A 26,913-nucleotide genomic window follows, 5' to 3' on the forward strand; every position below is an offset into this window, starting at 1 on the left:
GCAGGAATCAGGCCGCCTCGGGTTCGAGGCGGCTGCGGCAGTGACTCAGGGCGTCACGCAGGAGGAAATGCACCAGCGTCGGCGAGGCGCTGAGATGGCTGGCCACCTCACGCTGGCTATAGCCTTCCAGCTGGCTCATGGTGAAGACGGTGCGGGTGCGCTCGGGCAACTCGCCCAGCGCGTGTTGCAGGCGCTGCCACTCGAGCTGGCCGATAGCCCGCTGCTCGGGCCCGGACTGCGGTGCCGGCAATTCGTCGAGCATATCGTCATCAACGCTGTAGCGACCTTCCAGGTTCTGCCGGCGCAGACGGTCGATGGCTAGGTTTCGCACCATGCGGAACAGGTAGCGCAGCGGGTCGGCGATCGTATGACGATCGCCGCTCTCCCAGAGTTTGAGGAAGGCGTCATGCACCACGTCTTCGGCGCGTGCGCGGCAGCCGAGCACGCCCTGGGCCGCGTCGATCAGTACCCGCCGATGTCCGGCATACAGGCGCTCCAGCCCATGATCCGTTCGATGGGCAGCCAAGCGCAGCGGCGTAGCGCCCTGCTCATCCCAACTTTGCAGCATCCCCATGGCCTGATCCTCGGCTTCGACGTGATGCGCATCTTAATGATAATCCTTATCAATACAAGCATTCCGAGCAGGAGATTTACCGATAAATGAAAACGCCGCCCGCAGGCGGCGCTCTGCAAGCGCTAGGCGGCTCAGGGTTGCAGCGTCATCACCACCCGTCCGCCAGCAGGACAGGTCTCCATGAACTGGTTGGCCGCGACGAAGTCCTCGAAGGCAAACGTCCTGGCGATGCTCGGTTTGAGCAGGCGGTCAGCGGTCATCTGGTTGATCCGCTGCAGGGCACGCTGCACTGCAGCCTCGTCGCGCTCCAGGCCCAGTTCGGGCTGGCCGGTGAAATCGAGCACGCAGTGGCGGAAGAACTGCAGGTGCTTCTTGAACGCCGCGCAGGCCGGGAATGCCGCGTCGTTGCCGCCGTTGACACCATAGAGGATCAGCTTGCCGCGGGTCGCCGCGACATCGCCGAGCAGTTTCATCTGCGGCCCGGCGCACTGGTCCAGCACCACCTCGACCCCCTTGCCGTCGGTGAAACGCTCCACTTCAAGCACCAGGTCCTGCTCCTCGGTGTCGATCACCTTGTCGGCACCCAGCTCGCGCAGGTAGGCACGGGTATCGCCCTCGCTGGTGGCGGCAATCACCACGGCGCCCAGCGCCTTCGCCATCTGCACCGCCTGCGGCGCCAGGCAGTGGGCCGCCTCGGTGATCAGCACGCGCTGGCCCGGCTGCACCTCGGCCAGTTCGACCAGGGCAAAGTACGCGAGCATGTAGGGGGTGTAGTGCACGGCGGCTTCGGTCGGGCTGAGTACATCCGGATACCGAGCCAGGGCGCGGCGCGGCATCAGCACCAGGTCGCCCCAGGCCGGATACTGGTTGGGACTGAAGGACGGGAAGCTGGCGACCGCCATGCCGGGTGCGAAATCATCAACGCCGGGGCCGACGGCCTCGACCACCCCGGCCAGCTCGAAGCCAACGCCAGCGGGCAGCTGAGCGGCCTGATCGGGTGCCAGGTTCTGCCGCCACAGCACGTCGCGCCAGCTCACCCCAAGCGCACGGGTGCGCACCAGCACCTCATCGTGCCCTGGCTTCGGGGTCGGCACATCCTCCAGGCGCAGCACGCTGGCATCGCCGAACTGGTGGAAACGGATCATGCGGGACATCACACACCTCGCCTTCATATCTCTATGGCCACGGACTCTATACGGGCTTATCCGGCAAAACTACCCGCGCCCATTGATAGTCACCATAAATCGCGATGATCCACCATCGCTCCTGTTCCGTCACGGGCTTGACGGCAGCGCGCTGCGCCCGCACCTTTCACGGACTCCCGGATGGAAGCTGAGCATGAACCGCAACGACCTGCGCCGTGTCGACCTCAACCTGCTGATCGTGTTCGAGACCCTGATGCACGAGCGCAGCGTGACTCGTGCGGCAGAGAAGCTGTTCCTCGGCCAGCCAGCCATCAGCGCCGCCCTCGCCCGCCTGCGCAGCCTGTTCGACGATCCGCTGTTCGTGCGTACCGGACGCAGCATGGAGCCCACTGCGCGGGCCAACGAGATATTCGCCCTGCTCTCCCCGGCGCTGGACTCCATCTCCACTGCCGTCAGCCGTGCCACCGACTTCGACCCCGCCACCAGCAACCAGGTGTTTCGCATCGGCCTGTCCGATGACGTCGAGTTCGCCCTGTTGCCCCCGCTGCTCCGTCGCCTGCGTGCCGAGGCACCTGGCGTGGTGCTGGTGGTGCGCCGCGCCAACTACCTGCTGATGCCGGGGTTGCTGGCTTCTGGGGAGATCTCGGTGGGCGTCGGCTACACCGAGGAGCTGCCGGCCAATGCCAAGCGCAAGGTGCTGCGGCGCAGCAAACCGAAGCTGCTGCGCGCGGACAGCGTGCCAGGGACAATCACCCTGGATGACTTCTGTGCTCGTCCGCACGCCCTGGTGTCTTTTGCCGGCGACACAACCGGTTTCATCGACGACGAGCTGGAAAAGCTGGAGCGCAAGCGCCGTGTGGTCCTGGCGGTACCCCAGTTCAACGGCCTTGGCACCCTGCTGGCCGGCACCGACATCGTCGCCACCGTACCGGATTACACGGCCGCAGCGCTCACCGCCGCCGGTGGCTTGCGTGCCGAGGACCTGCCACTGCCCTCGCGCACCTTCGAGCTGCACATGGCCTGGCGCGGCGCGCAGGACAATGACCCGGCCGAACGCTGGCTGCGTTCGCGCATCCAGATGTTCTGTGGCGACCCGGACAGCCTTGCCTGAGGCTTCGCGGCGCTCTGCCACGGGCGCCTCGTCCATTATCAACGCAAGCGCATGAATCATCATTCCGCATGATAGTCATCTTCGGAGGGTTCGATTCGTGCCTTCAAACTCCGCCGAGCACACTCCGCCCATTCAAAAATCCGACTGGCGGAGTCAAGCATGGAACAGTCATTCAATCTCTCCTGGCGCCTGCCCCTGGCCATTGCCACGGCCCTGGTACTGAGCGCCTGCGGCAAGGGCGAGGAAGCGAGCCAGCCGATGCCGGCCGCCAAGGTCAGCGTCGCCGAAGTGATCGAGCAGCCGATCAACGAATGGGACGAGTTCACCGGCCGCCTGGAGGCGCCTGAGTCGGTCGAAGTACGCCCGCGAGTCTCCGGCTACATCGACAAGGTGGCCTTCGACGAAGGCAGCCTGGTGAAGAAAGGCGACCTGCTGTTCCAGATCGACCCGCGCCCGTTCCAGGCCGAGGTCAAGCGCCTGCAGGCGCAGCTGCAACAGGCCCGCGCCAGCCAGACCCGTGCTGCCAACGAGGCCCGCCGTGGCGAGCGCCTGCGCCAGAGCAACGCCATCTCCGCTGAACTGGCCGACGCCCGCGCCAGCGCCGCCACCGAGGCCCAGGCCGCGGTCGCCGCGACCCAGGCCGAGCTGGACAACGCCCTGCTAAACCTCAGCTTCACCCGCATCACCTCGCCGATCGACGGCCGCGTCAGCCGCGCCGAGATCACCGAGGGCAACCTGGTCGGCGCCGGTCAGTCGCTGCTGACCACCGTGGTTTCCACCGACAAGGTCTACGCCTACTTCGACGCCGACGAGCGCGTGTTCCTCAAGTACGTCGAGCTGGCACGCCGGGCCGGCAGCGACGCCCGCGGCGCCAGCCCGGTGTATCTCGGCCTGTCCAGCGAAACCGGCCACCCGCATGAGGGCCAGCTGGACTTCCTCGACAACCAGGTCAATCCGCGCACCGGCACCATCCGCGGCCGCGCCGTGTTCGACAACCGTGACGGACGCTTCACCCCCGGCCTCTATGCGCGCCTCAAGCTGGTCGGCAGCGGCACCTACCCGGCCGCGCTGATCAAGGACGAAGCGGTCGGTACCGACCTGGGCAAGAAATTCGTCCTGGTCCTCGACAAGGACAACGCCGTGCAGTACCGCGCCATCGAGCTGGGCCCGAAGCTGGAGGGCCTGCGTATCGTGCGCCAGGGCCTGGCCAGGGGCGAGAAGATCGTGGTCAACGGCCTGCAGCGTGCCATGCCCGGCGCCATCGTCGACCCACAGGCCGTGCCGATGGCCGACGAAGCCACCCTCGCCCAGCTGGCGCGTCTGCGCCAGGCCGTGGATGGCCGCGACGCGCCACGCGTGGCCGAACAGCACGCCAAGTCCAGCAACGCACCGCGCGGCTGAGGTAGAACGCCATGAACTTCTCCCAGTTCTTCATCAAGCGGCCGATCTTCGCCGCCGTGCTGTCCCTGCTGGTGCTGATCGCCGGTGCGATCTCGCTGTTCCAGCTGCCGATCAGCGAGTACCCGGAAGTGGTGCCGCCCACCGTGGTGGTGCGCGCCAACTTCCCTGGCGCCAACCCCAAGGTGATCGGCGAGACCGTCGCCTCGCCGCTGGAGCAGGCCATCACCGGCGTGGAGGGCATGCTCTACATGTCGTCGCAGTCCACCGCCGACGGCAAGCTGACCCTGACCATCACCTTCGCCCTCGGCACCGACCTGGACAACGCCCAGGTGCAGGTGCAGAACCGCGTGACCCGCACCATGCCGACCCTGCCCACCGAGGTGCAGCGCCTCGGCGTGACCGTGGACAAGGCCTCCCCCGACCTGACCATGGTGGTGCACCTGACCTCGCCGGATCAGCGCTACGACATGCTCTACCTGTCCAACTACGCCGCGCTCAACGTCAAGGACGAGCTGGCGCGTCTGGACGGCGTGGGTGACGTGCAGCTGTTCGGTATGGGCAACTACTCGCTGCGCGTGTGGCTCGACCCGAACAAGGTGGCCTCACGCAACCTCACCGCCACCGATGTAGTCAACGCCATTCGCGAGCAGAACCGCCAGGTCGCCGCCGGCGCCCTCGGCGCGCCGCCCTCGGATGCCGGCAACAGCTTCCAGCTGTCGATCAACACCCAGGGCCGTCTGGTCAGCGAGGAAGAGTTCGAGAACATCATCATCCGCGCTGGCGACGACGGCGAGATCACCCGCCTCAAGGACATCGCGCGCATCGAACTGGGTTCCAGCCAGTACGCCCTGCGCTCGCTGCTGAACAACCAGCCGGCCGTGGCCATCCCGGTGTTCCAGCGCCCCGGCTCGAATGCCATCGAGATCTCCGACTCGGTGCGTGCACGCATGGCCGAACTGAAGCAGAGCTTCCCGCAGGGCGTGGACTACGAGATCGTCTACGACCCGACCATCTTCGTGCGTGGTTCCATCGAGGCGGTGGTGCATACCCTGCTCGAAGCCATCGTGCTGGTGGTGCTGGTGGTGGTGCTGTTCCTGCAGACCTGGCGCGCCTCGATCATTCCGCTGGCCGCCGTGCCGGTGTCGCTGATCGGTACCTTCGCGGTGATGCACCTGTTCGGCTTCTCGCTCAACGCCCTGTCGCTGTTCGGCCTGGTGCTGGCCATCGGCATCGTGGTGGACGACGCCATCGTGGTGGTGGAGAACGTCGAGCGTAATATCGGCCTCGGCAAGTCGCCGGTGGAAGCCACTCGCCAGGCCATGAAGGAAGTGACCGGGCCGATCGTCGCCACAGCGCTCGTTCTTTGCGCCGTGTTTGTGCCAACCGCGTTCATCTCCGGCCTTACCGGGCAGTTCTACCAGCAGTTCGCGCTGACCATCGCCATCTCCACGGTGATCTCGGCGTTCAACTCGCTGACCCTGTCGCCGGCCCTGGCCGCCGTGCTGCTGAAGGATCACCACGCGCCCAAGGACCGCTTCTCCCGCGTGCTCGACAAGCTGTTCGGTGGCTGGCTGTTCAACCCGTTCAACCGCTTCTTCGACCGCGCCAGCCATGGCTACGTCAGCACCGTGAAGCGCGTGTTGCGCGGAAGCGGAATCGCCCTGTTCGTCTACGGCGGCCTGCTGGTGCTCGGCTACCTGGGGTTCTCCAGCACGCCGACCGGTTTCGTGCCGCAGCAGGACAAGCAGTACCTGGTCGCCTTCGCCCAGCTGCCGGACGCCGCCACCCTCGACCGCACCGAGGCGGTGATCAAGCGCATGTCGGAAATCGCCGGCAAGCACCCGGGCGTGGAGAACACCGTGGCCTTCCCGGGCCTGTCGATCAATGGCTTCACCAACAGCCCGAACAGCGGCATCGTGTTCACCCCGCTCAAGCCGTTCGATGAGCGCACGGACCCGAGCATGTCCGCCGGGGCTATCGCCGCCGAGCTGAATGCCCAGTTCGCGGGTATCCAGGACGCCTACATCGCCATCTTCCCGCCGCCGCCCGTGCAGGGCCTCGGCACCATCGGTGGCTTCCGCCTGCAGGTGGAGGATCGCGGCAGCCTGGGTTACGAGGAACTGTACAAGCAGACCCAGAACATCCTGGCCAAGGCCCGTGCATTGCCGGAACTGGACCCGATGTCGGTGTTCACCAGCTACCAGGTCAATGTGCCGCAGATCGATGCCAACATCGACCGCGAGAAGGCCAAGACCCACGGCGTGGCCATCAGCGACATCTTCGACACCCTGCAGGTGTACCTGGGCTCGCTGTACGCCAACGACTTCAACCGTTTCGGTCGCACTTATCAGGTCAACGTCCAGGCCGACCAGCAGTTCCGCCTGGAGCCGGAGCAGATCGGCCAGCTCAAGGTGCGCAACAACCGTGGCGAGATGATCCCGCTGTCCACCTTCGTCAAATTCGACAGTGCCTCGGGCCCGGATCGGGTGATGCACTACAACGGCTTCCTCACCGCCGAGATCAACGGCGCGGCGGCGCCGGGCTACAGCTCCGGCCAGGCCGAGGCGGCGATCGCCAAGCTGCTGGACGAAGAGCTGCCCAATGGCATGACCTACGAATGGACCGAGCTGACCTACCAGCAGATCCTCGCCGGCAACACCGCGATCTTCATCTTCCCGCTTTGCGTGCTGCTGGCCTTCCTGGTGCTGGCTGCGCAGTACGAGAGCTGGAGCCTGCCGCTGGCGGTGATCCTGATCGTACCGACCGTGCTGTTCTCCGCCATCACCGGGGTGATCCTGGCCGGCGGCGACAACAACGTGTTCACCCAGATCGGCCTGATCGTGCTGGTGGGCCTGGCGTGCAAGAACGCCATCCTCATCGTCGAGTTCGCCAAGGAGAAACAGGAAGAGGGCCTCGACCGCATGACGGCGGTGCTGGAGGCCTGCCGCCTGCGTCTGCGGCCGATCCTGATGACTTCCATCGCCTTCATCATGGGCGTGGTGCCGCTGGTGCTGTCTTCCGGCGCGGGTGCCGAGATGCGCCATGCCATGGGCGTGGCGGTGTTCAGCGGGATGATCGGTGTGACCTTCTTCGGCCTGCTGCTGACCCCGGTTTTCTACGTGCTGATTCGCGCCTTTGTGGAGAAACGCGAAGCGAAGAAAGCCGCTCGCCTGCAGGAGGTGCATGCATGAAGCCTTTTATCCCCGCCCTGCTGGCCCTCGCCGTCAGCGCCTGCGCCGTCGGCCCGGACTATCAGGCGCCGGAAACCCAGCCGGCGCGGATCACCGCGCTGGAGGCCGGCGATTACGACCGCACCGACTTCGAGGCGGCCTGGTGGCAGCAGTTCGACGACCCGACCCTGAGCCAGCTGGTGCAACAGTCGCTCAAGGAAAACCGCGAGCTGCGCGTGGCCTTCGCCCGCCTGCGCGCGGCCCGGGCCATCCGCGACGATGTCGGCAACGACCAGCTGCCGGTGATCACCAGCCGTGCCAGCGGCGAGTTCGGCAAGGCCCAGCAGCCACCGACCAGCGAAGAGCGTATCCGCCAGGAGCGCTACGACCTGGGCCTGGACATGGCCTGGGAGCTGGACCTGTTCGGCCGCATCCAGCGCAGCATCGAGGCCAGCGAGGCACAGAGCGAGGCCGCCGAGGCCGAGCTGTACCAGCTGCAGGTGAGCCTGATCGCCGAGTTGGTGGATGCCTACGGCAACCTGCGTGGCGCGCAGCTACGCGAACGCATCGCCCGCGAAAACCTGAAGAACCAGAGCCAGTCGCGCGCTCTCACCGAGCAGCTGCGCGACGCCGGCATCGGCAGCGAGCTGGACGTGCTGCGTGCCGATGCCCGCCTGGCCGCCACCGAGGCCAGCCTGCCGCAGCTGCAGGCCGAGGAAGCGCGTGCCCGTCACCGTATCGCCACCCTCCTCGGCCAGCGCCCGGAACAGCTGAGCGTCAACCTGTCGCCCAGGCCGCTGCCGGTGATCGCCAAGGCCCTGCCGATTGGCGATCCCGCCGAGCTGCTGCGCCGCCGTCCGGACGTGCGCATCGCCGAACGCCAACTGGCTGCGGCCACCGCCAATGTCGGGGTGGCCACCGCCGAGCTGTTCCCCAGGGTCAGCATGAGCGGCTTCCTCGGCTTTACCGCCGGGCGCGGCTCGCAACTGGGCGCGGCGGCGGCCAATGCCTGGGGCGTGGCGCCGAGCATCAGCTGGGCAGCCTTTGACCTGGGCAGCGTGCGCGCCCGCCTGCGCGGCGCCGAGGCCGACGCCGACGGCGCCCTGGCCAACTACGAGCAGCAGGTGCTGCTGGCCCTGGAAGAGTCGGAGAACGCCTTCAGCGACTACGCCAAGCGCCAGCAACGCCTGGTCTCGCTGGTGCGCCAGGTCGAGGCCAGCCGCGCCGCGGCCGAGCAGGCGGCGGTGCGCTACCGCGAAGGCACCGAGGACTTCCTGGTGCTGCTTGATGCCGAGCGCGAGCGCCTGGCCGCCGAGGATGCCCAGGCCCAGGCCGAGATCGAGCTGTACCGCGGCATAGTCGCCATCTACAAGGCGCTCGGCGGAGGCTGGCAGCCCAACGTCTGAGCCATGAGCACGGGGGACGCCCGCCTCGTCACCCTTTCCTCCTGGGCCGACCCTGCCCTTTGTCGGCCATTGCGCTCCCCGCGGATCAGCTCCTGTCCGCGGGGATTTTTTTGTCGGTGCTCAGCTCGTCTTCCGCAACGAAGATGTTGTCCCAGATGAGTCGCGGGTCGAAGGTCACCGCAGCCAGCATCGTGAGTATCACCACCAGACAAAAGGCGGTTGCGCCCATCCCTGCCTCGATCGTCGCCAGGTTTCCAAAGTTCACCAGGGCTACCAGGATGGCGATGACGAAGACATCCAACATTGACCAGCGACCGATCCATTCGATGAAGCGGTACATCAGGATGCGCTGGCGGGCGGACATCGGCTGGTGACGCTGCACCGAGTAGAGCAGCAGGGCGATGCCCACCAGCTTGAAGGTCGGCACGAGAATACTGGCGACAAATACGACGAGAGCGATCGGCAGCATATCGGCCTGTACCAGCTCGATGACGCCTCCCATGATGGTCGCCGGCATGCCCTGCCCCAGCATGCTGACCGTCATGATCGGCAGCAGATTGGCCGGGATGTAAAGAATGGCTGCGGTTATCAGCAAAGCCCAGGTGCGGGCAATGCTGTCAGGGCGCCGCGCGTGCAGGCGAGCGCCGCAGCGGCTGCAATGCTGGACTTCACCTTCGCGCAGATACTCCAGCTGATGGCATTCGTCACAGACGATGATCCCGGCATCAAGTGCGCGCATGCTCATCCTCCTCGCTCAGCGCATCCCAGACCTGGTGCGGGGACATGGTCACTTCCAGCCACACCTGCGCCAGCATCAGCGCCACGAAACAGGCCAGGCCGATCCCGAGGTGCAGCTCGGCCAGGTCAATGAGCTTGACGATGGAAACCAGGATGCCAAACAGATAGACCTCCAACATGCCCCACTCGCGCAGATGGTGGTAGGCCCGGTAGCAGCGGCAAGCCGCACGCCGCCATGCCGGCCTGGGCATGGCCAGCAGTACGAACAACTGGCAGAGCAGCTTGAGCAACGGCACCAGCATGCTGCACATGAACACCACGGCGGCAACACCCTGCATACCAGAGTGGTAAAGCCCCAGGACACCGCTCCAGACGGTATCCACCGCGCTCTGTCCGAGCAGCCCCAGGCTCATGATAGGAAGGAAATTGGCCGGTACGAAAAGCAGCAGCGCGGTGATCACCAGGGCCAGTGCCCGTTTGCGCATCTGCGTGCGGCGCACCACCATCTCGTAGCCACAGCGCGGGCAACTGGCCTTCTGCTCCTCGTCGAGATGTGGGTGGAGCATCAGCAGATCGCATTCATGACAGGCGATGAGCTTGTCCAGCGGTGGCAACCGGCCTTCGACCAGTTCGTATCCTTGGGTCATGTGTTCCTGTCCGTTTCAGTCACGGTTGAGCAGATGGAAACGTGGTAACGCCAGATGCCAACGAATCGCCGCCAGGCGCGCCAGCAGCACGCACAACATCGCCACGCCGGTGTCCAGCCAGTGAGGCGTCCCCAGCTCGCGCATGCCGATGAACACCAGCGAACCCAGCAGGCAGGCGGTAGCGTAGATCTCCTTCTGAAAGATCAGCGGGATCTCGTTGCAAATCACATCGCGCATCACGCCGCCCGCCACACCGGTCATCACCCCCATGATCAGCGCGGTGCTGTAGGGCATGTTGTGCTGCAGCGCCACCTCGGTGCCGATCACGGTGAACACGGCCAGACCGAAGGCATCGGCGATCAGCAGGCCGCGCTCGTGAATCGGCTGCGTCATGCGTACCCAGAGCACGGTGCCGACGGCGGCCAGCGACGCCACCCAGATATACGTGTCGTTACGAATCCAGCTCACCGGGTGGTTGTCGAGGATGAGGTCACGCAGGGTCCCACCCCCCAGGGCGGTGACGATGGCGATGACCAGCACGCCGAACAGGTCCATTGACTTGCGGCCGGCCATCAGCGCGCCGGTGATGGCGAATACCGCCACTCCGAACAGGTCGGCCAGGTAGAACAGGCGATCCATGGCGGCTTCAGCCTCCGACCGGCGTGCGCAGCGTGACGAACTCTTCTGCGGCCGTGGGGTGGATGCCCAGGGTGTCGTCGAAGACCTGCTTGGTCGCCCCTGCCTTGATGGCTACCGCCAGGCCCTGGATGATCTCGCCGGCCTCCGGACCGACCATGTGGCAGCCGAGCACGCGATCGCTGTCAGCATCGACCACCAGCTTCATCAGCGTGCGCTCCTGGCTATCGGTAAGGGTCAGTTTCATCGGGCGGAAGCGGCTCTCGAAGATCTTCACCTGACGCCCCTCGGCGCGCGCCTGCTCCTCACTGAGGCCGACGGTGGCGATGTTGGGCAGGCTGAACACGGCAGTGGGGATGTTGCCGTAGTCTACCGGACGGTACTCCTCGGGGCGGAACAGCCGCCGTGCCACCGCCATGCCTTCGGCGAGCGCAACGGGGGTCAGCTGTACCCGGCCGATCACATCGCCCAGCGCCAGGATGGACGGTTCGCCGGTCTGGTACTGCTCGTCGACCCGAATGAAGCCGCGCTCGTCCAGTTCGACTGCGGTGTTTTCTAGGCCCAGGTTATCCAGCATCGGCCGCCGGCCTGTGGCGTAGAACACGCAGTCGGTTGGCAGCGTGCGTCCATCGCGCAGCGTGGCCAGCAGGCTGCCGTCGGCCAGCTGTTCAATCCGCTCGATGTCGCTGTTGAATTGCAGGTCGAGGCCCTTCTTGTCCAGCTCTTCCCTGAGGTGGCGACGCACTGCACCATCGAAACCGCGCAGGAACAGCTCGCCGCGATAGAGCAACGAGGTTTGCGCACCGAGGCCCTGGAAGATCGAGGCGAACTCGACGGCGATGTAGCCGCCGCCAACCACCAGTACACGGCGCGGCAACTGCTGCAGGTGGAACGCCTCGTTGGAGCTTATCGCCAGCTCCTTGCCGGGAATGTCCGGCAACTGCGGCCAGCCCCCGGTGGCAATAAGGATGTGCCCGGCACTGTAGGCCTGGCCGTTCACCTCGACCTGGTGTGGGCCGAGAATGCGGGCGTGGCCCTCCAGCAGGCTGACGCCGCTGTTGACCAGCAGATTGCGGTAGATACCGTTCAGTCGCTGGATTTCACGGTTCTTGTTGGCAATCAGGGTCGCCCAATCGAAATTCGCCTCGCCCAGGTTCCAGCCGAACCCGGCGGCCTGCTCGAACTCTTCGGAAAAGTGGGCGCCGTAGACCAGCAGCTTCTTCGGCACACAGCCGACATTGACGCAGGTGCCGCCCAGGTAGCGGCTCTCGGCCACCGCCACGCGGGCACCGAAACCGGCGGCGAAGCGCGCCGCACGAACGCCGCCGGAGCCGGCGCCGATTACGAACAGGTCGAAGTCATAAGACATGGATAGTTCTCCTTGCAGACGCCAAGCATACCGGAGATGCCCTGCGTGTATGCTGAACCTCCACGAGGAGGATTTGCCATGCGCCCTACTCTCACCCATATCGCCCTGCATGTGCCGGACCTGAGCGCCTGTATCGACTTCTACCAGCGTTTCTGCGGCATGCGGGTGATCCACGAACGCACCGGCAAGGGCTCGAAGATCGTCTGGATGGCCGAGCCCGGAAAAGAGCATGAGTTCATCTTCGTCATCATGCCCGGCGGAAGCGATCGCCAGCTGGCCGCCGACGACTATAGCCACTTCGGTTTCGCGGTCGAGAGTCGTGCGGCGGTCGAGCGCATCGCCGAGCAGGCGGCGCAGGCCGGCTGCCTGATCTGGGCGCCACGCGACGAGCCCTATCCAGTGGGGTATTACTGCGGCCTGCGCGACCCAGCCGGCAACTATGTCGAGTTCAGTTATGGCCAGCCGCTGGGGCCTGGTTCGCAAGCGATGCCGATCCCCTGAAACGACGAAGCCACCCGCAGGTGGCTTCGTGACAACTCGGCAGCCTTAATAGGCCTTGCCGGTCTTGTACAGGTTCTCGAAGCAGAAATTGGTGGCGTCGATGTAGCCTTCGGCGCCGCCGCAATCAAAACGCTTGCCCTTGAACTTGTAGGCAATCACGCAACCATCCTGAGCCTGCTTCATCAGCGCATCGGTGATCTGGATCTCGCCACCCTTGCCCGGCTCGGTGTTCTCGATCAGGTCGAAGATGTCCGGAGTGAGGATGTAACGGCCGATAATGGCCAGGTTCGACGGCGCGTCTTCCGGCTTCGGCTTCTCGACCATGCTGTTCACACGGTAGATGTCGTCACGGATCATCTCACCGGCGATCACACCGTACTTGGAGGTTTCTTCCGGCGGCACTTCCTGAATGGCGACGATGGAGCAGCGGAACTGGTTGTACAGCTTGACCATCTGCTGCAGCACACCGTCGCCACCGAGGTTGAAGCACAGGTCGTCGGCCAGCACTACGGCGAACGGCTCATCACCGATCAGCGGACGGCCGCTGAGGATGGCATGGCCCAAACCCTTCATTTCGACCTGACGGGTGTAGGAGAACGTGCACTCGTCGATCAGGCGACGGATGCAGGTCAGATACTTCTCCTTGTCCGTCCCCTGAATCTGGTGTTCCAGCTCGTAGCTGATATCGAAGTGGTCTTCCAGCGCGCGCTTGCCACGCCCGGTGACCATGGCAATTTCCTTCAGGCCGGCCTCCAGGGCCTCCTCTACGCCGTACTGGATCAGCGGCTTGTTGACCACCGGCAGCATTTCCTTGGGCATGGCCTTGGTGGCTGGCAGGAAGCGGGTGCCGTATCCGGCCGCCGGGAATAGACATTTCTTGATCATGGCAATCCTTGGAACTGCGAGGGGCTGAATTGCCGCGCAGTCTAATCAGCCTGCATCGGCCTTACAATCACTATGAAGTCGCTCACAAAAAACCCGGCCTAAGCCGGGTTTTCTGCAACGCTCAGCGCCAGATTACTTGGCCTGAGCTTCTACTTCAGCTTCTACGCGACGGTTGACCGCGCGACCGGCTTCGGTGGCATTGTCGGCAACCGGACGGGACTCGCCGTAGCCAACCGAACCCACGCGCTCAGCACCTACGCCGTACTGGTTGACCAGTACTTCACGAACGGCGTTGGCACGACGCTCGGACAGCTTCTGGTTGTAGGCATCGGTACCGACGGAGTCGGTGTGACCTTCAACGGTGGTGCTGGTTTGAGGATACTGGTTCATGAAGTCAGCCAGGTTCTTGATGTCGCCGTAGCTTTCTTCCTTGACCTTGGACTTGTCGAAGTCGAACTTCACGTCCAGTTCGACGCGCACGGTCTCGGCAGGCTCGGGAGTGACCGGAGCTTCTTCGACAACCGGGGCCGGCTCGACAACCGGAGCCGGGGCCGGAGCGGAGGAGCCACCGAAGTTCAGGCCGATACCGACGCTCGGGGCCCACTCGGTGTCGCCCTGGTCGATGTTGTACTGAGCTTCAACGCCAGCACGGGCGTAGAAGTTCTCGGTGAAGTAGTACTTGGCACCGCCGCCCAGGTTGGCGAAGGTGGAACCGTTACGCTCACCACGGCCGTTCTGGCCGAGGCTCTGGTCGGAGAAACCGGCGGAAACGTAGGGACGCAGCGCGTCACCGGCGTTGTTGAAGTGGTACAGGGCGTCCAGGGCGGTGTTGGAGCCCTTGATGTTGCGGCCGTCCTCGGCACGAGCGTTGTGCACTTCGTCGTAGCTCAGGCGCAGCTCGACATCGTCGGTCAGGTAGTAGCCGACAGAGCCACCGAACAGGTTGCCGTTGTTTTTGAAGTCGCGAGCGCTGTCGAAGAATTCTTTCTTGGCGAAGCCTTCAACTTCAACAGCGCCTTGGCCTTGGGCCAGTACGTTCAACGAGGTGGCTGCGATCAGCGAACCGATGACAGCGCCCAAGGTGTTTTTCAGTTTCATCCGTAAATCCCCATCATTTAACGATTAATAGCTGACCTGCCAGGCAGCAGGAAACAACTTGGCCGGCATTGTAACAAAAATACCCAAAGCCGTGCGTGAGATTGTTTGTTGCAGATTAAGTTTCGAGGGCGCCGCCGAATTTCTCGCGCAAACGGTCAAGTGCACGCTTATAACGCATCTTGGTTGCGCTCAGGCCCATGTGCATGATGTCGGCAATTTCCTGGAACTCCAGTTCCGCCACGAAACGCAGCACCAGAATTTCCCGGTCGATTGGATTGACATGCACCAGCCAGCGATCCAGCCCGCCCTTCTCCTCCAGCTTCGGCGCCTTCTCGTCCGAGGCTTCCTCCAGCGGGTCTAGGCTGAGCGCATCGAGCAGACGACGCTTGCGCCGCTCCTTGCGGTACTGGGTAATGCACTCGTTGTAGGTGATGCTATACAGCCATGTCTTGAACTTCGATTTGCCCTCGAAGTTCTTCAGCCCATATAGAACTTTCAACATCACTTCCTGGCACACATCGTCGGCATCGCGCTCATTGCCCAGGTAACGGGCACACACGTTGAACAGTGTACGCTGGTAACGTCGCATCAGCTCTTCATATGCCCGGGTAACATGGAACAGCTCGACATGAGCCCGCTGCACCAGCTCTTCGTCCGAGAGCTCGCGCGGGTCATACCGAGTGGGAAGCGATTGGGCCTTGTTCAAAACGACTCGTGCCAGTCAGGTAAATGACAGCGCCAGAGCGCAACGCGGGCGCGCTGGTCGCATACATTAGCAGGGATTGGCGCGTCAGCGGCTGCTGACGCGCTGTTCGAGCAGGGTACGGTTGGCGACCGAAACCAGTTCACCGTCTTCGGTGAGCAGGACGGTCTTCACCGTGCCGATCTCCTCGATCTGCCCTTCGACATCGCCGAGTTTCACTTGTTGCCCGACCTCGTAGAGCTCGCGCACATAAATACCCGCCAGGATCTGACCGGCGATCTCACGACTACCCAGGCCCAGCGCCAGAGCCATGGCCAGGCCGACGGAGATCAGCACGATGGCGATCACGTTGTTCAGCAGATCGGTCTTCACTTCCAGCTGGCCAATGGCCACCGAGATGCTGATGATGATCACCAGACCCTGGCCGATGCGGCCGAGGCCGGCGGCGTAATCCAGACCGACGCCTTCGGCGGCGCCACGCACAATGCCACTGACCAGCTGCGCCAGCAGTACGCCGATCAACAGGATGGCGGCGGCACCCAGCACCTTCGGCAGGTACAGCGCCAGCAGATCGAGGGTGGCGGAAACGCGGTCGAGCCCCAGCGACTCGGCGGCGGTCACCAGGAAGATCAGCAGCACGAACCAGTAGATGATCTTGCCGATCAGCGTCGAAACCGGGACCTGGATGCCCACGCGTGACAGCATCTTGTTCAATCCGGTACCCGCCATCAGGCGATCCAGACCGAGCTTGGCGAGCAGCTTGGACAGCAGGGTGTCGAGCAGCTTGGCCACCACGAAACCGAGCAGCACCACCACCAGCGAGCCGAACAGGCGAGGAATGAAGCCTGCAATCGGAGCCCATACCGAGCTCATGGCGTTAACGAGACTTTGAGTCCAGGGATCGAATTCCATATTCAGTCAGCCTTGTCTGCAGAGCGGGTACGACGGGATACCGGAGCCAGGTGTGCGGAACCATTGTTGAGGGCGATCATCGCCGCCTCCAGGCCACGACCGAGCAGCACGAACAAATCACCCACGCCAACCTGGCGATTGGCGGTCTTGAGGACGCGGCCGAGGGCTGCATCGTCATCGTGCTCCGCGGGCGACGACTTCAGCAGGTCGCGCAGAGATTCTTCAAAGGGATCGTACATGCGTACCTCGCACGGGTTTGTTGCCTAGACGTGACACCTTGGGAACAAGTCACATCTAGAGCCAGCGCCAGCGACGGAAAAGCCACCATTGCAGGGCGCCGACACTGGCCAGAATGGCGCAGATCAGCAGGAAGCCATATTCGCTGTCCGCCCCCGGTATGCCGCCGACGTTGATGCCGAGCAGACCGGTCAGGAAGCTCATGGGCAGGAAGAAGACTGTTGTGACGCCAAGCAGGTACATGGCGCGGTTCATCTTCTCGTTCATCCGCCGGTGCTCGGACTCCAGCAACAGTCCCACCCGCTCGCGGACCATCTCCAGCTCTTCCAGGTAACGGGTCAGGCGGTTGTTCAGCTCGTTCCACTGGTTGCCATCACCGAAACCGTTGCGCGTCAGCTGGGCGAAAATGTCGCGCTGGGGCGCCAGGAAGCGGCGCAACCCGGCGGCGCGGCGACGAACGTGCAGCACCAGGCCATGGTCGGGCATGAAGCGCGAGTCGCCGTCGAGGCGTTCTTCCTGGCCTTCGAGCTGCTCGGAAAGCTCCTCGATCAGCCCGTCGACCCTGTCAGTCAGGTGATACGCCAGCTGCAGCACCAACTCGGCGCCATCGCGCGGGCCCTGTCCTTTCTCCAGCAGGGCGATCAGTTCCTCGGTGGCGCGCAGCGGGCGCAGCCGCAGGGAAATGACGCGGTGCGCATCTGCGAATATGCGCACCGAAACCATGTCCTCGGGCTCGGCGCCCGGGTTGAGATTCACACCGCGCAGGAACAGCAGCAGTTCATGCTCCAGCAAGGTCAGCAGGCGCGGGCGGGTGTTCTCCTCCAGCAGCAGGTCACAGCTGAACTCGCTGAGGCCGCTGTGCTCGCGCAACCAGTCATGGGTCTGCGGGTGACCGCGATCCCAATGCAGCCACAGGCTTTCCCGCTCCGCCAGCTGCAACCCTTCCAGCTGCCCCCACTCCAGGCTGCGGGCGCCGCCTCGTCCGTCGAGGACGAAGGCGTGCACCAACCCCCAATGCAGATTGTCTTTCTCGTACATCCTAGTGTGCGTCAGGCCTTATTCCGGCATCTTCAGCGGCTCGGGGGAAACGATGATGCCGTTGTTGTCGGCATATACGTAGTGGCCCGGTTTGAAGGTCACGCCGCCGAAGGTCACGGCCACATTGAGATCGCCAATATTGCGCTTGTCGGTCTTCATCGGGTGGCTGGCCAGGGCCTGTACGCCCAGGTCAGTCTGCGCCAGCACATCGACGTCGCGCACGCAGCCATAGATCACCATGCCTTCCCAGCCGTTCTTCGCCGCCTTCTCGGCAATCATGTCGCCCAGCAGCGCGCGGCGCAGCGAGCCGCCGCCATCGACTACCAGCACCTTGCCTTTGCCCGGCTGGTCGGCCTGGGATTTGACCAGCGAGTTGTCCTCATGGCACTTGACGGTGACGATCTCGCCGCCGAAGGAGTCGCGGCCGCCGAAGTTGGCGAACATCGGCTCGACCACTTGCACCAGCTCCGGGTAGGCGTCGCACAGATCGGGGGTGACGTATTGCATGGGAAAACTCCTGTGGGTTGAGACTCAGACATCGATACCGATACGGTCGCCGTCATAGGCTAGGTCGAACATCTTCAGTGCTGCGCACCTGGCGCTCAGCGGCTCACCGCTGCGCAGGTCGAACTCGATACCATGGCGCGCGCAGCGCAGTACCTGGCCGTTCAGCGAAGCGCTGTGCAACGGCGCATCGCGGTGTGGGCAGCGGTTCTCCAGCAGCAATGGCCGACCATCGACCACCAACAGCAGAAGATCAAGGCCGGCGACCCGAAAGGTGGACCGATAGCCATCCTGTAGATTGATCAGGCGCTCCAGGGCTACGAACATGACTAATCGTGACCAGCTCGGCGAATTTCGTCACATCTTAGCCGCATGCCAGAGCGCTTGGAACCTCAATCCTGCTGCTTTTCAGGTGGCAGCTGCAGCTCCCGCAACCAGTGCTCGACCAGCGGCCAGACTTCGCCCTGTGCCTCCTTGCTGACCAGCATCTCGACATGACCGAAGTCACTGCTGAAGCCCTGTTCCTTGCCCAGCAGCAGGAAATGCCGCGGCGCCGCGATGAACTGCTCGTAGAGCTTGCGGCAGGCCCAGGCGGGGTCCTGCTGGTCACCGGCGGCACTCACCGCCAGCAGCGGCACCTGTACATCGGCCATGCCGGCCCACCAATCGCGCTCGGCGTCGCCGAAGCGGCCGAACAGCCGGTGCCAGCGCAGGCTCTCCAGTGCCAGGCCGATCGGCTCGTCCTCGGGGCCGCGCTTGAAGCGTGCTCCGGAGATATGGTGGAAACCCTTGAGCAGCAGGCGACTGCCCCACTCCACCGGCGGCACCTTGAGCGGCCAGTAGATACGGCTGATCTGCGTGCCGAACAACGCCGCCGAGGCAGCCTCCTCGGCCCCCAGGTAGCCGCCACCCAGCGCAGCCGCCAGCGTCGTGCCACCCAGCGAATGGCCAACCCAGTGCGGCGCCTGAGCGGTCTGCTCGCGAACGAAGGCGGCGATGGCCGGCAGGTCGTAGCGGGCATAGTCGGCCACGCTGTTGTGCTTGTAGGCCTGGTTGCGCGGCGACAGACCGTGGCCACGCATCTCGGCGATCCACACGTCGAAGCCGGCACGCGCCAGGTGCGGACCGAGCCCGATACCACGCGGCGAGTACCAGAAGCGCCGATTGGAGAAGCTGCCGTGCAACAGGATAACCGGCACGCCACGGTTTTCCTGGCCGGCCAGGCCAAGACGGGTGACGGCCAGTTCGACGGTGAAATCCGGCGAATTGCCGGGTTTCAGGCGATAGACGTCCTCGCTGAGATCACCGCGCAACTCGGCGCTGACCAGGGCGACGGGAAATAACTCACTACTGCTTTGCATACTGCTTCTTGCACACAGATTTATCGGATGCCCGAGGCATCCCGCATGGATCACCGCTCACAAAAAAGGCGGGATCGCTCCCGCCCTTTCCGCGATATTCAACTATCAGCCTTGCTGGCCCTCGGCGAGGAAGAACCAGGTGTCCAGCACCGAGTCTGGGTTCAGCGACACGCTCTCGATGCCCTGTTCCATCAGCCAGCGCGCCAGATCCGGGTGGTCCGAAGGGCCCTGACCGCAGATACCGATGTACTTGCCAGCCTTGTTACACGCCTGGATGGCGTTGCTCAGCAGCTTCTTGACCGCCGGATTACGCTCGTCGAACAGGTGCGCGACGATGCCGGAGTCACGATCCAGGCCCAAAGTCAGCTGGGTCAGGTCGTTGGAGCCGATGGAGAAGCCATCGAAGAACTCGAGGAACTCGTCAGCCAGCAGGGCGTTGGACGGCAGCTCGCACATCATGATGACGCGCAGGCCGTTCTGGCCACGGGCCAGGCCATTGCTGGCGAGCAGTTCAACCACCTGCGACGCCTCGCCCAGGGTGCGCACGAAGGGCACCATGATCTCGACGTTGGTCAGGCCCATCTCGTTGCGCACTTTCTTCAGCGCGCGGCATTCCAGCTCGAAGCAGTCGCGGAAGCTCTCGCTGATGTAGCGCGAGGCGCCGCGGAAGCCGAGCATCGGGTTCTCTTCTTCCGGCTCGTAGAGCTTGCCCCCGATCAGGTTGGCGTATTCGTTGGACTTGAAGTCCGACAGGCGCACGATGACCTTCTTCGGCCAGAAGGCCGCCGCCAGGGTGCTGATGCCCTCGACCAGCTTCTCGACGTAGAAGCCGACCGGGTCGTCGTAGCCGGCGATGCGCTTCTCGACGCTGTCCTTGATCTCGGCCGGCAGGCCGGCGAAGTTCAGCAGCGCCTTGGGATGCACGCCGATCATGCGGTTGATGATGAATTCCAGGCGGGCCAAGCCCACGCCCTCGTTAGGCAGCTGGGCAAAGTCGAAGGCGCGGTCCGGGTTGCCGACGTTCATCATGATCTTGAACGGCAGGTCGGGCATAGCGTCGACCGAGTTCTTGCGGATATCGAAGCCCAGCTCGCCTTCGAAGATGAAGCCGGTGTCGCCCTCGGCGCAGGATACGGTCACACCCTGGCCATCCTGCAGTACCTGGGTGGCGTTGCCGCAGCCGACCACGGCCGGAATGCCGAGTTCGCGAGCGATGATCGCCGCGTGGCAGGTACGCCCGCCGCGGTTGGTAACGATGGCACTGGCGCGCTTCATCACCGGTTCCCAGTCCGGGTCGGTCATGTCGGAGACCAGCACGTCGCCCGGTTGCACCTTGTCCATCTCGGACACGTCGTGGATCACCCGCACGCGGCCTGCGCCGATGCGCTGACCGATGGCACGGCCTTCGACCAGAACCTTGCCCTTTTCCTTCAGCAGGTAGCGTTCCATCACGGTGGCGCTGGCACGGCTCTTCACGGTTTCCGGACGGGCCTGCACGATGTACAGCTTGCCGTCATCGCCATCCTTCGCCCACTCGATATCCATCGGCCGGCCGTAGTGTTTCTCGATGATCAGCGCCTGCTTGGCCAGCTCGCTGACTTCGGCGTCAGTGATGCAGAAACGCGCACGGTCGGCGCGGTCGACGTCGACGGTCTTGACCGAGCGACCGGCCTTGGCCTCGTCGCCGTAGACCATCTTGATCGCCTTGCTGCCCAGGTTGCGGCGCAGGATGGCCGGGCGGCCGGCTTCCAGGGTCTGCTTGTGCACGTAGAACTCGTCGGGGTTCACCGCGCCCTGCACCACGGTCTCGCCGAGGCCGTAGGCACCGGTGATGAACACCACGTCACGGAAGCCGGATTCGGTGTCCAGGGTGAACATCACCCCGGCGGTGCCGGTTTCCGAACGCACCATGCGCTGCACGCCGGCGGACAGGGCAACCAGCTTGTGGTCGAAGCCCTGGTGTACGCGGTAGGCGATGGCACGGTCGTTGAACAGGGAGGCGAAGACTTCCTTGGCCGCACGGATCACGTTGTCCACGCCACGGATGTTGAGGAAAGTCTCCTGCTGGCCGGCGAAGGAAGCATCCGGCAGGTCTTCGGCGGTCGCCGAGGAACGCACTGCAACGGCCATGTTGTCGTTGCCGGCAGCCATTTCGGCGAAGGCCTGGCGAATTTCACGGTCGAGGCGCTCGGGGAACTCGGCGTCCATCACCCACTGACGAATCTGCGCGCCGGTCTTGGCCAGGGCGTTGACATCGTCGACATCGAGAGCGTCAAGCGCAGCGTGGATACGGTCGTTCAGGCCGCTCTGTTCGAGGAAGTCACGGTAGGCCTGGGCAGTGGTGGCAAAGCCGCCGGGAACCGATACGCCTGCACCGGCGAGGTTGCTGATCATCTCGCCCAGGGATGCATTCTTGCCCCCTACATGCTCCACATCGTGGACGCCGAGCTTATCGAGGGAAACGACGTACTCTACCAAGGTGAACTCTCCACTGTACGTGGCAGAGCCGGTGCAGCGCCGCCGCTACCTGGCTTTGCCTCAAGGAAATAAGTCACAATGCCGACCAGTACGGGCCCGGCAAAGGGGGCCTATCATAGCCAAGAATCGTTCCTGACTTAAGGCCTCCGCCATCAATGAAACGCACCGCATTCTTCATTTCCGACGGCACGGGCATCACCGCGGAAACTCTGGGGCAAAGCCTGCTGGCGCAATTCGAGGCCATCAGCTTCACCAAGCTCACACGCCCCTACATAGACAGCGTCGACAAGGCGCGGGCCATGGTACAGCAAATCAACCATGCTGCGGAGAAGGACGGCGCTCGGCCGATCATCTTCGACACCGTGGTCAACCAGGAGATTCGCGACGTCCTGGCCCAGTCCGACGGCTTCATGATCGACATCTTTTCGACCTTCCTGGCACCGCTGGAGGCTGAGCTCAGCGAGCACTCCTCCTATTCGGTTGGCAAGTCGCATTCCATCGCCAGCAACAGCAACTACATGGAACGCATTGAGGCGGTCAACTTCGCCCTCGACAACGATGACGGCGCCCGCACCCATTACTACGACAAAGCCGATCTGATCCTGGTCGGGGTGTCGCGCTGCGGCAAGACACCCACCTGCCTGTACATGGCCATGCAATTCGGCATCCGCGCCGCCAACTACCCACTGACCGAAGAGGACATGGAGCGCCTGCAGCTACCCGCCGCGCTCAAGCCCTACAAGCACAAGCTGTTTGGCCTGACCATCGACCCGGACCGGCTCACCGCCATCCGCCACGAGCGCAAACCCAACAGCCGCTACGCCAGCTACGCGCAATGCGAATTCGAGGTGCGCGAAGTGGAAAACCTGTTGCGCCGCGAGAATATCAACTTCATCAACTCCACCCATTTTTCGGTGGAGGAGATCTCCGCCAAGATCCTGGTGGAAAAAGGCGTGGAGCGCCGGCTCAAGTAAAACCGGCGCTGCCCAGCAAAAAGCCCGGCCCAGTGCCGGGCTTTTTCATGCATCAGAACGCATCACCCGGCACCCGCACCCAGCCTTCCATCAGGATGCGTGCCGAACGCGACATGATGGCCTTGGTCACCGTCCACTGACCGTCAATCTGCTTGGCCTGAGCGCCGACCCGCAGAGTGCCCGACGGATGACCGAAGCGCACCGCTTCGCGCTCCTGGCCACCCGCCGCTAGATTGACCAGTGTTCCGGGCACCGCCGCCGCCGTGCCGATGGCCACCGCACAGGTCCCCATCATGGCGTGATGCAGCTTGCCCATGGACAGCGCGCGTACCAGCAGGTCCACTTCGCCCGCCTCGATCTGCTTGCCGCTGGAGGCCTGGTAAGACTTGGGCGGACTGACGATGGCAATCTTCGGTGTGTGCTGCCGGGTCAACGCCTCTTCGGCCGTTTTGATCAGGCCCATGCGCAGGGCGCCGGCCACGCGGATCTGCTCGAAGCGCGCCAGCTGCGCCGGATCTCCATTGATGGCCTCGCGCAGTTCGGTGCCCTGGTAGCCGATGTCCTCGGCATTGACGAACACGGTGGGGATGCCGGCGCTGATCATGGTCGCCTTGAAGGTGCCGACGCCGGGCACTTCCAGGTCATCGACCAGGTTGCCGGTGGGGAACATCGAGCCGCCCTCCTCGCCATCATCGGACGGATCGAGGAACTCCAGCACGATCTCGGCGGCCGGAAAGGTCACCCCATCCAGCTCGAAGTCGCCGGTTTCCTGCACCTGACCACTGCTCACCGGCACATGAGCGATGATGGTTTTCTGGATATTGGCCTGCCAGATACGCACCACGCACACGCCGTTGTCCGGAATGCGCGCCGGATCGACCAGCCCGGCATGAATGGCAAAGGCGCCGGCGGCGGTGGAGAGGTTGCCGCAGTTGCCGCTCCAGTCGACGAAGGCCTTGTCGATCGAAACCTGACCGTAGAGGTAGTCGACGTCATGCTCCGGCTGACTGCTTTTCGACAAAATCACGCACTTGGAGGTCGAGGACGTGGCGCCGCCCATGCCGTCGATATGCGCCGCATAGGGATCGGGGCTACCGATCACCCGCATGAACAGCTTGTCGCGGGCAGCGCCCGGGACCTGGCAGCTCTGCGGCAAGTCCTGCAAACGGAAGAACACGCCCTTGCTGGTGCCGCCACGCATATAGGTGGCGGGAATCTTGATCTGGGGTACGTGAGCCATGATGAGGTCCTGGCTTGATGGAAGTAGCCCGAATGCAATCCGGGAAACAGGTCACCCCGGATTACATCCGGGCTAGAGGCTGGGGTCCCCTTCTCCCCAAGGGAGAAGCGGCCCGAAGGGCGGATGAGGGAGACCGCCTCCCTCACCCAGCCCTCTCCCAAAGGGAGAAGGAGTTAGCCGGCGGACGACTCGAGGAAGTCCTGGGCGAAGCGCTGCAGCACACCACCGGCCTTGTACACGTGCACTTCGGCAGCAGTGTCCAGACGGCAGGTCACCGGCACCTTGACCACTTCACCGTTGCGGCGATTGACCACCAGAGTCAGATCGCAACGCGGCGAGATATCGCCTTCGATGTCATAGGTCTCGGTACCGTCGAGGCCCAGGGTCAGGCGAGTGGTACCCGGCTTGAACTCCACCGGCAGCACGCCCATGCCGACCAGGTTGGTGCGGTGGATACGCTCGAAGCCTTCGGCAACGATCACTTCGACGCCGGCCAGACGCACACCCTTGGCAGCCCAGTCACGCGAGCTGCCCTGGCCGTAATCGGCACCGGCGACGATGATCAGGTTCTGCTTGCGGTTCATGTAGGTTTCGATCGCTTCCCACATGCGCATCACCTTGCCCTCGGGCTCCACGCGCGCAAGCGAACCCTTCTTCACCACACCGTCGACCACGGCCATTTCGTTGACCAGCTGCGGGTTGGCGAAGGTGGCGCGCTGAGCGGTCAGGTGATCGCCGCGGTGGGTGGCGTAGGAGTTGAAGTCCTCCTCCGGCAGGCCCATCTTCGCCAGGTACTCGCCGGCGGCCGAGTCCGCCAGGATGGCGTTGGAAGGCGACAGGTGATCGGTGGTGATGTTGTCCGGCAGGATCGCCAGCGGCAGCATGCTCTTGAGCGTACGCTCGCCGGCCAGCGCGCCTTCCCAGTACGGCGGACGGCGGATGTAGGTGGACATCGGACGCCAGTCGTACAGCGGGCTTTCGGCTTCCTGAATGGTGCCCAGATCGAACATCGGGATGTAGATCTGCTTGAACTGTTCCGGTTTGACACTGGCGGCAACGATGGCATCGATCTCCTCGTCGCTCGGCCACAGATCCTTCAGGGTGATCGGCTTGCCGTTCGAATCTACGCCCAGTACGTCCTGCTCGATATCGAAGCGCACGGTACCGGCGATGGCGTAGGCCACCACCAGCGGCGGTGAGGCGAGGAAGGCCTGCTTGGCGTAGGGATGGATACGACCGTCGAAGTTGCGGTTGCCGGAAAGCACGGCGGTGGCGTACAGGTCGCGGTCGATGATCTCCTGCTGGATCACCGGGTCCAGCGCACCGGACATGCCGTTACAGGTAGTGCAGGCGTAGGCAACGATGCCGAAGCCGAGCTTTTCCAGTTCGGTCAGCAGGCCGGCTTCTTCCAGATACAGCTTGGCAACCTTGGAACCCGGAGCGAACGAGGTCTTGACCCACGGCTTGCGCACCAGACCCAGCTCGTTGGCCTTCTTCGCCAACAGACCCGCGGCCACCACGTTGCGCGGGTTGGAGGTGTTGGTGCAGCTGGTGATGGCAGCAATGATCACCGCGCCATCCGGCAGCAGGCCTTCGGCTTCCTCAGCCTTGGCTGCCGCCAGTTTGGCTTCGTCAGCAATGCCGCGCTCGTGCAGTGCCGAAGTCGGCAGGCGCTTGTGCGGGTTGCTCGGGCCGGCCATGTTGCGCACGACGGTCGACAGATCGAACTCGAGCACACGCTCGTACTCGGCGGTGACCAGCGCATCGGCCCACAGACCGGTGAGCTTGGCGTAGTTCTCGACCAGCGCCACCTGCTCCGGCTCGCGCCCGGTCAGTTTGAGGTAATCGATGGTCTGCTGGTCGATGTAGAACATCGCGGCGGTGGCACCATACTCCGGGCACATGTTGGAGATGGTGGCGCGGTCACCGATCGACAGGCTGTCCGCTCCCTCGCCGAAGAATTCGACATAGGCGCCGACCACGCGCTCCTTGCGCAGGAACTCGGTCAGGGCCAGCACGATGTCGGTGGCGGTGATACCGGGCTGACGCTTGCCGGTCAGTTTGACACCGACGATATCGGGCAGGCGCATCATCGACGGCAGACCGAGCATCACGGTCTCCGCTTCCAAGCCACCCACGCCGATGGCGATCACGCCCAGCGCATCGACGTGCGGGGTGTGCGAGTCAGTGCCCACGCAGGTATCGGGGAAGGCCACGCCGCCGCGCGCCTGGATCACCGGGCTCATCTTCTCCAGGTTGATCTGGTGCATGATGCCGTTGCCGGCCGGAATCACATCGACGTTTTTAAAGGCCGTCTTGGTCCACTCGATAAAGTGGAAACGGTCCTCGTTGCGGCGCTCCTCGACGGCACGGTTCTTCTCGAACGCATCCGGATCGAAGCCGCCGAATTCGACGGCCAGCGAGTGGTCGACGATCAGCTGGGTCGGCACCACCGGATTGACCTTGGACGGATCACCGCCCTTCTCGGCAATCGCATCACGCAGGCCGGCGAGGTCGACCAGCGCGGTCTGGCCGAGGATGTCGTGGCAGACCACACGGGCCGGGCACCAGGGGAAGTCGAGGTCACGCTTGCGCTCGATCAGCTGCTTGAGCGAGTCGGTCAGCAGCTCCGGCTCGCAGCGGCGTACCAGCTGCTCGGCCAGGACACGCGAGGTGTACGGCAGCTTGGCGTAAGCGCCCGGCGCGATCGCATCGACCGCCTCGCGGGTGTCGAAGTAGTCCAGCGAGGTACCGGCCAGGTGCTTGCGGTACTGGGTGTTCATCG

General features: G+C 64.1%; 24 protein-coding genes. 6 read left to right on the forward strand and 18 right to left on the reverse strand.

What is annotated here, in order from left to right:
• Positions 1-7 precede the first annotated feature (7 nt).
• Together ACOAPY_RS11280 and ACOAPY_RS11285 are read right to left on the reverse strand one after the other, a co-directional pair.
• Positions 8-574, reverse strand: a complete 567-nt coding sequence (locus ACOAPY_RS11280) for a sigma-70 family RNA polymerase sigma factor (protein WP_465153329.1) — start codon at positions 572-574, stop codon at positions 8-10.
• Positions 575-705: 131 nt separating this feature from the next.
• The gene (locus tag ACOAPY_RS11285) at positions 706-1,728 is read right to left on the reverse strand and encodes a zinc-dependent alcohol dehydrogenase family protein (RefSeq protein ID WP_076578678.1); all 1,023 of its coding nucleotides are present in this window, start codon (positions 1,726-1,728) and stop codon (positions 706-708) included.
• A gap of 184 nt (positions 1,729-1,912) precedes the next feature.
• Between ACOAPY_RS11285 and ACOAPY_RS11290 the strand changes: the two genes are divergently transcribed.
• The 4 genes from ACOAPY_RS11290 to ACOAPY_RS11305 all read left to right on the forward strand — a co-directional run bounded on the left by ACOAPY_RS11290 (position 1,913) and on the right by ACOAPY_RS11305 (position 8,807).
• Positions 1,913-2,830: a LysR family transcriptional regulator gene (locus ACOAPY_RS11290; protein WP_076578676.1), complete on the forward strand. Its 918-nt coding sequence runs from the start codon at positions 1,913-1,915 to the stop codon at positions 2,828-2,830.
• 159 nt (positions 2,831-2,989) lie between these two features.
• Complete coding sequence (gene mexE / locus ACOAPY_RS11295) at positions 2,990-4,231, forward strand: multidrug efflux RND transporter periplasmic adaptor subunit MexE (RefSeq protein WP_465153330.1); 1,242 nt, start codon at positions 2,990-2,992, stop codon at positions 4,229-4,231.
• Between the two features lie 11 nt (positions 4,232-4,242).
• A complete protein-coding gene (locus tag ACOAPY_RS11300) occupies positions 4,243-7,422 on the forward strand; it encodes an efflux RND transporter permease subunit (protein ID WP_465153331.1) in 3,180 nt (1,059 codons plus the stop codon).
• Positions 7,419-8,807 (forward strand): efflux transporter outer membrane subunit, encoded by a 1,389-nt coding sequence (locus ACOAPY_RS11305; RefSeq protein ID WP_465153332.1) that lies wholly within the window; start codon positions 7,419-7,421, stop codon positions 8,805-8,807. The genes ACOAPY_RS11300 and ACOAPY_RS11305 overlap by 4 nt, the downstream gene beginning before the upstream one ends.
• 85 nt (positions 8,808-8,892) lie before the next feature.
• On the opposite strand, the gene ACOAPY_RS11310 is transcribed toward ACOAPY_RS11305, so the two are convergent.
• From ACOAPY_RS11310 to gorA, 4 genes are read right to left on the reverse strand one after another with little or no spacing between them, the layout of a single operon-like run.
• Complete coding sequence (locus ACOAPY_RS11310; protein WP_465153333.1) at positions 8,893-9,546, reverse strand: paraquat-inducible protein A; 654 nt, start codon at positions 9,544-9,546, stop codon at positions 8,893-8,895.
• Positions 9,533-10,192 (reverse strand): paraquat-inducible protein A, encoded by a 660-nt coding sequence (locus ACOAPY_RS11315; RefSeq protein WP_465153334.1) that lies wholly within the window; start codon positions 10,190-10,192, stop codon positions 9,533-9,535. Before ACOAPY_RS11315 ends, ACOAPY_RS11310 begins: the two co-directional genes overlap by 14 nt.
• Positions 10,193-10,207: 15 nt before the next feature.
• Entirely contained in the window at positions 10,208-10,831 is a 624-nt protein-coding gene (locus tag ACOAPY_RS11320; RefSeq protein ID WP_076426661.1) for a trimeric intracellular cation channel family protein, read from the reverse strand.
• Positions 10,832-10,838: 7 nt separating this feature from the next.
• On the reverse strand, positions 10,839-12,197 hold the full coding sequence (gorA, locus tag ACOAPY_RS11325; protein ID WP_465153335.1) for a glutathione-disulfide reductase: 1,359 nt from the start codon (positions 12,195-12,197) through the stop codon (positions 10,839-10,841).
• Positions 12,198-12,275: 78 nt separating this feature from the next.
• On the opposite strand from gorA, the gene ACOAPY_RS11330 reads away from it, so the two are divergent.
• On the forward strand, positions 12,276-12,698 hold the full coding sequence (locus ACOAPY_RS11330; RefSeq protein WP_465153336.1) for a VOC family protein: 423 nt from the start codon (positions 12,276-12,278) through the stop codon (positions 12,696-12,698).
• Between the two features lie 45 nt (positions 12,699-12,743).
• Here the strand turns inward: ACOAPY_RS11330 and galU are convergent, their stop codons facing one another.
• From galU to ppsA, 10 genes are all read right to left on the reverse strand, one after another.
• Positions 12,744-13,583, reverse strand: a complete 840-nt coding sequence (gene galU / locus ACOAPY_RS11335; protein ID WP_076426659.1) for a UTP--glucose-1-phosphate uridylyltransferase GalU — start codon at positions 13,581-13,583, stop codon at positions 12,744-12,746.
• 132 nt (positions 13,584-13,715) lie between these two features.
• Positions 13,716-14,681, reverse strand: a complete 966-nt coding sequence (locus ACOAPY_RS11340; RefSeq protein ID WP_076426658.1) for an OmpA family protein — start codon at positions 14,679-14,681, stop codon at positions 13,716-13,718.
• 115 nt (positions 14,682-14,796) lie between these two features.
• Positions 14,797-15,387: an RNA polymerase sigma factor SigX gene (gene sigX / locus ACOAPY_RS11345; RefSeq protein ID WP_021699863.1), complete on the reverse strand. Its 591-nt coding sequence runs from the start codon at positions 15,385-15,387 to the stop codon at positions 14,797-14,799.
• Positions 15,388-15,471: 84 nt separating this feature from the next.
• Positions 15,472-16,296 (reverse strand): mechanosensitive ion channel family protein, encoded by an 825-nt coding sequence (locus tag ACOAPY_RS11350; RefSeq protein WP_021699862.1) that lies wholly within the window; start codon positions 16,294-16,296, stop codon positions 15,472-15,474.
• Positions 16,297-16,298: 2 nt separating this feature from the next.
• Positions 16,299-16,535, reverse strand: coding sequence for a CrfX protein (locus ACOAPY_RS11355; RefSeq protein WP_076578662.1), 237 nt, complete (start codon positions 16,533-16,535; stop codon positions 16,299-16,301).
• Between the two features lie 55 nt (positions 16,536-16,590).
• On the reverse strand, positions 16,591-17,571 hold the full coding sequence (locus tag ACOAPY_RS11360) for a zinc transporter ZntB (RefSeq protein WP_465153337.1): 981 nt from the start codon (positions 17,569-17,571) through the stop codon (positions 16,591-16,593).
• 18 nt (positions 17,572-17,589) lie between these two features.
• Positions 17,590-18,078 (reverse strand): ribonuclease E activity regulator RraA, encoded by a 489-nt coding sequence (gene rraA, locus ACOAPY_RS11365; RefSeq protein WP_076578659.1) that lies wholly within the window; start codon positions 18,076-18,078, stop codon positions 17,590-17,592.
• Positions 18,079-18,102: 24 nt separating this feature from the next.
• Positions 18,103-18,402 (reverse strand): Rieske (2Fe-2S) protein, encoded by a 300-nt coding sequence (locus ACOAPY_RS11370; protein ID WP_465153338.1) that lies wholly within the window; start codon positions 18,400-18,402, stop codon positions 18,103-18,105.
• A 65-nt stretch (positions 18,403-18,467) separates the two neighbouring features.
• Entirely contained in the window at positions 18,468-19,436 is a 969-nt protein-coding gene (locus ACOAPY_RS11375; protein ID WP_279999754.1) for an alpha/beta fold hydrolase, read from the reverse strand.
• Positions 19,437-19,541: 105 nt separating this feature from the next.
• Positions 19,542-21,914 carry a phosphoenolpyruvate synthase gene (gene ppsA, locus ACOAPY_RS11380; protein ID WP_076426653.1) on the reverse strand — a complete coding sequence of 791 codons (2,373 nt, stop codon included), beginning with the start codon at positions 21,912-21,914 and terminating at the stop codon, positions 19,542-19,544.
• A gap of 155 nt (positions 21,915-22,069) precedes the next feature.
• Here ppsA and ppsR point away from each other — a divergent pair, with 155 nt between their 5' ends.
• Positions 22,070-22,888 carry a posphoenolpyruvate synthetase regulatory kinase/phosphorylase PpsR gene (ppsR, locus tag ACOAPY_RS11385; RefSeq protein WP_076578654.1) on the forward strand — a complete coding sequence of 273 codons (819 nt, stop codon included), beginning with the start codon at positions 22,070-22,072 and terminating at the stop codon, positions 22,886-22,888.
• 52 nt (positions 22,889-22,940) lie between these two features.
• Here the strand turns inward: ppsR and prpF are convergent, their stop codons facing one another.
• Together prpF and acnD are read right to left on the reverse strand one after the other, a co-directional pair.
• Positions 22,941-24,128 carry a 2-methylaconitate cis-trans isomerase PrpF gene (prpF, locus tag ACOAPY_RS11390; protein ID WP_465153339.1) on the reverse strand — a complete coding sequence of 396 codons (1,188 nt, stop codon included), beginning with the start codon at positions 24,126-24,128 and terminating at the stop codon, positions 22,941-22,943.
• A 173-nt stretch (positions 24,129-24,301) separates the two neighbouring features.
• The gene (gene acnD, locus ACOAPY_RS11395; protein WP_465156776.1) at positions 24,302-26,911 is read right to left on the reverse strand and encodes a Fe/S-dependent 2-methylisocitrate dehydratase AcnD; all 2,610 of its coding nucleotides are present in this window, start codon (positions 26,909-26,911) and stop codon (positions 24,302-24,304) included.
• Between the last annotated feature and the right edge of the window lie 2 nt (positions 26,912-26,913).

The sequence above is a fragment of the Pseudomonas stagnisoli genome (assembly GCF_048595745.1).
GTDB classification, from domain to species: Bacteria; Pseudomonadota; Gammaproteobacteria; order Pseudomonadales; family Pseudomonadaceae; genus Aquipseudomonas; species Aquipseudomonas alcaligenes_A.

Bases quoted from the DNA above. Each gene is read 5' to 3' on its own strand.
- ppsR (WP_076578654.1), top strand. From the start codon at position 22,070: ATGAAACGCACCGCATTCTTCATTTCCGACGGCACGGGCATCACCGCG.
- ACOAPY_RS11320 (WP_076426661.1), bottom strand. From the start codon at position 10,831: ATGGATCGCCTGTTCTACCTGGCCGACCTGTTCGGAGTGGCGGTATTC.
- ACOAPY_RS11355 (WP_076578662.1), bottom strand. From the start codon at position 16,535: ATGTACGATCCCTTTGAAGAATCTCTGCGCGACCTGCTGAAGTCGTCG.
- gorA (WP_465153335.1), bottom strand. From the start codon at position 12,197: ATGTCTTATGACTTCGACCTGTTCGTAATCGGCGCCGGCTCCGGCGGC.
- mexE (WP_465153330.1), top strand. From the start codon at position 2,990: ATGGAACAGTCATTCAATCTCTCCTGGCGCCTGCCCCTGGCCATTGCC.
- ACOAPY_RS11280 (WP_465153329.1), bottom strand. From the start codon at position 574: ATGGGGATGCTGCAAAGTTGGGATGAGCAGGGCGCTACGCCGCTGCGC.
- prpF (WP_465153339.1), bottom strand. From the start codon at position 24,128: ATGGCTCACGTACCCCAGATCAAGATTCCCGCCACCTATATGCGTGGC.
- ACOAPY_RS11360 (WP_465153337.1), bottom strand. From the start codon at position 17,571: ATGTACGAGAAAGACAATCTGCATTGGGGGTTGGTGCACGCCTTCGTC.
- acnD (WP_465156776.1), bottom strand. From the start codon at position 26,911: ATGAACACCCAGTACCGCAAGCACCTGGCCGGTACCTCGCTGGACTAC.
- ACOAPY_RS11285 (WP_076578678.1), bottom strand. From the start codon at position 1,728: ATGTCCCGCATGATCCGTTTCCACCAGTTCGGCGATGCCAGCGTGCTG.
- ACOAPY_RS11310 (WP_465153333.1), bottom strand. From the start codon at position 9,546: ATGCGCGCACTTGATGCCGGGATCATCGTCTGTGACGAATGCCATCAG.
- galU (WP_076426659.1), bottom strand. From the start codon at position 13,583: ATGATCAAGAAATGTCTATTCCCGGCGGCCGGATACGGCACCCGCTTC.
- ACOAPY_RS11305 (WP_465153332.1), top strand. From the start codon at position 7,419: ATGAAGCCTTTTATCCCCGCCCTGCTGGCCCTCGCCGTCAGCGCCTGC.
- ACOAPY_RS11290 (WP_076578676.1), top strand. From the start codon at position 1,913: ATGAACCGCAACGACCTGCGCCGTGTCGACCTCAACCTGCTGATCGTG.
- ACOAPY_RS11340 (WP_076426658.1), bottom strand. From the start codon at position 14,681: ATGAAACTGAAAAACACCTTGGGCGCTGTCATCGGTTCGCTGATCGCA.
- ACOAPY_RS11350 (WP_021699862.1), bottom strand. From the start codon at position 16,296: ATGGAATTCGATCCCTGGACTCAAAGTCTCGTTAACGCCATGAGCTCG.
- rraA (WP_076578659.1), bottom strand. From the start codon at position 18,078: ATGCAATACGTCACCCCCGATCTGTGCGACGCCTACCCGGAGCTGGTG.
- ACOAPY_RS11330 (WP_465153336.1), top strand. From the start codon at position 12,276: ATGCGCCCTACTCTCACCCATATCGCCCTGCATGTGCCGGACCTGAGC.
- ACOAPY_RS11370 (WP_465153338.1), bottom strand. From the start codon at position 18,402: ATGTTCGTAGCCCTGGAGCGCCTGATCAATCTACAGGATGGCTATCGG.
- ACOAPY_RS11315 (WP_465153334.1), bottom strand. From the start codon at position 10,192: ATGACCCAAGGATACGAACTGGTCGAAGGCCGGTTGCCACCGCTGGAC.
- ACOAPY_RS11300 (WP_465153331.1), top strand. From the start codon at position 4,243: ATGAACTTCTCCCAGTTCTTCATCAAGCGGCCGATCTTCGCCGCCGTG.
- ACOAPY_RS11375 (WP_279999754.1), bottom strand. From the start codon at position 19,436: ATGCAAAGCAGTAGTGAGTTATTTCCCGTCGCCCTGGTCAGCGCCGAG.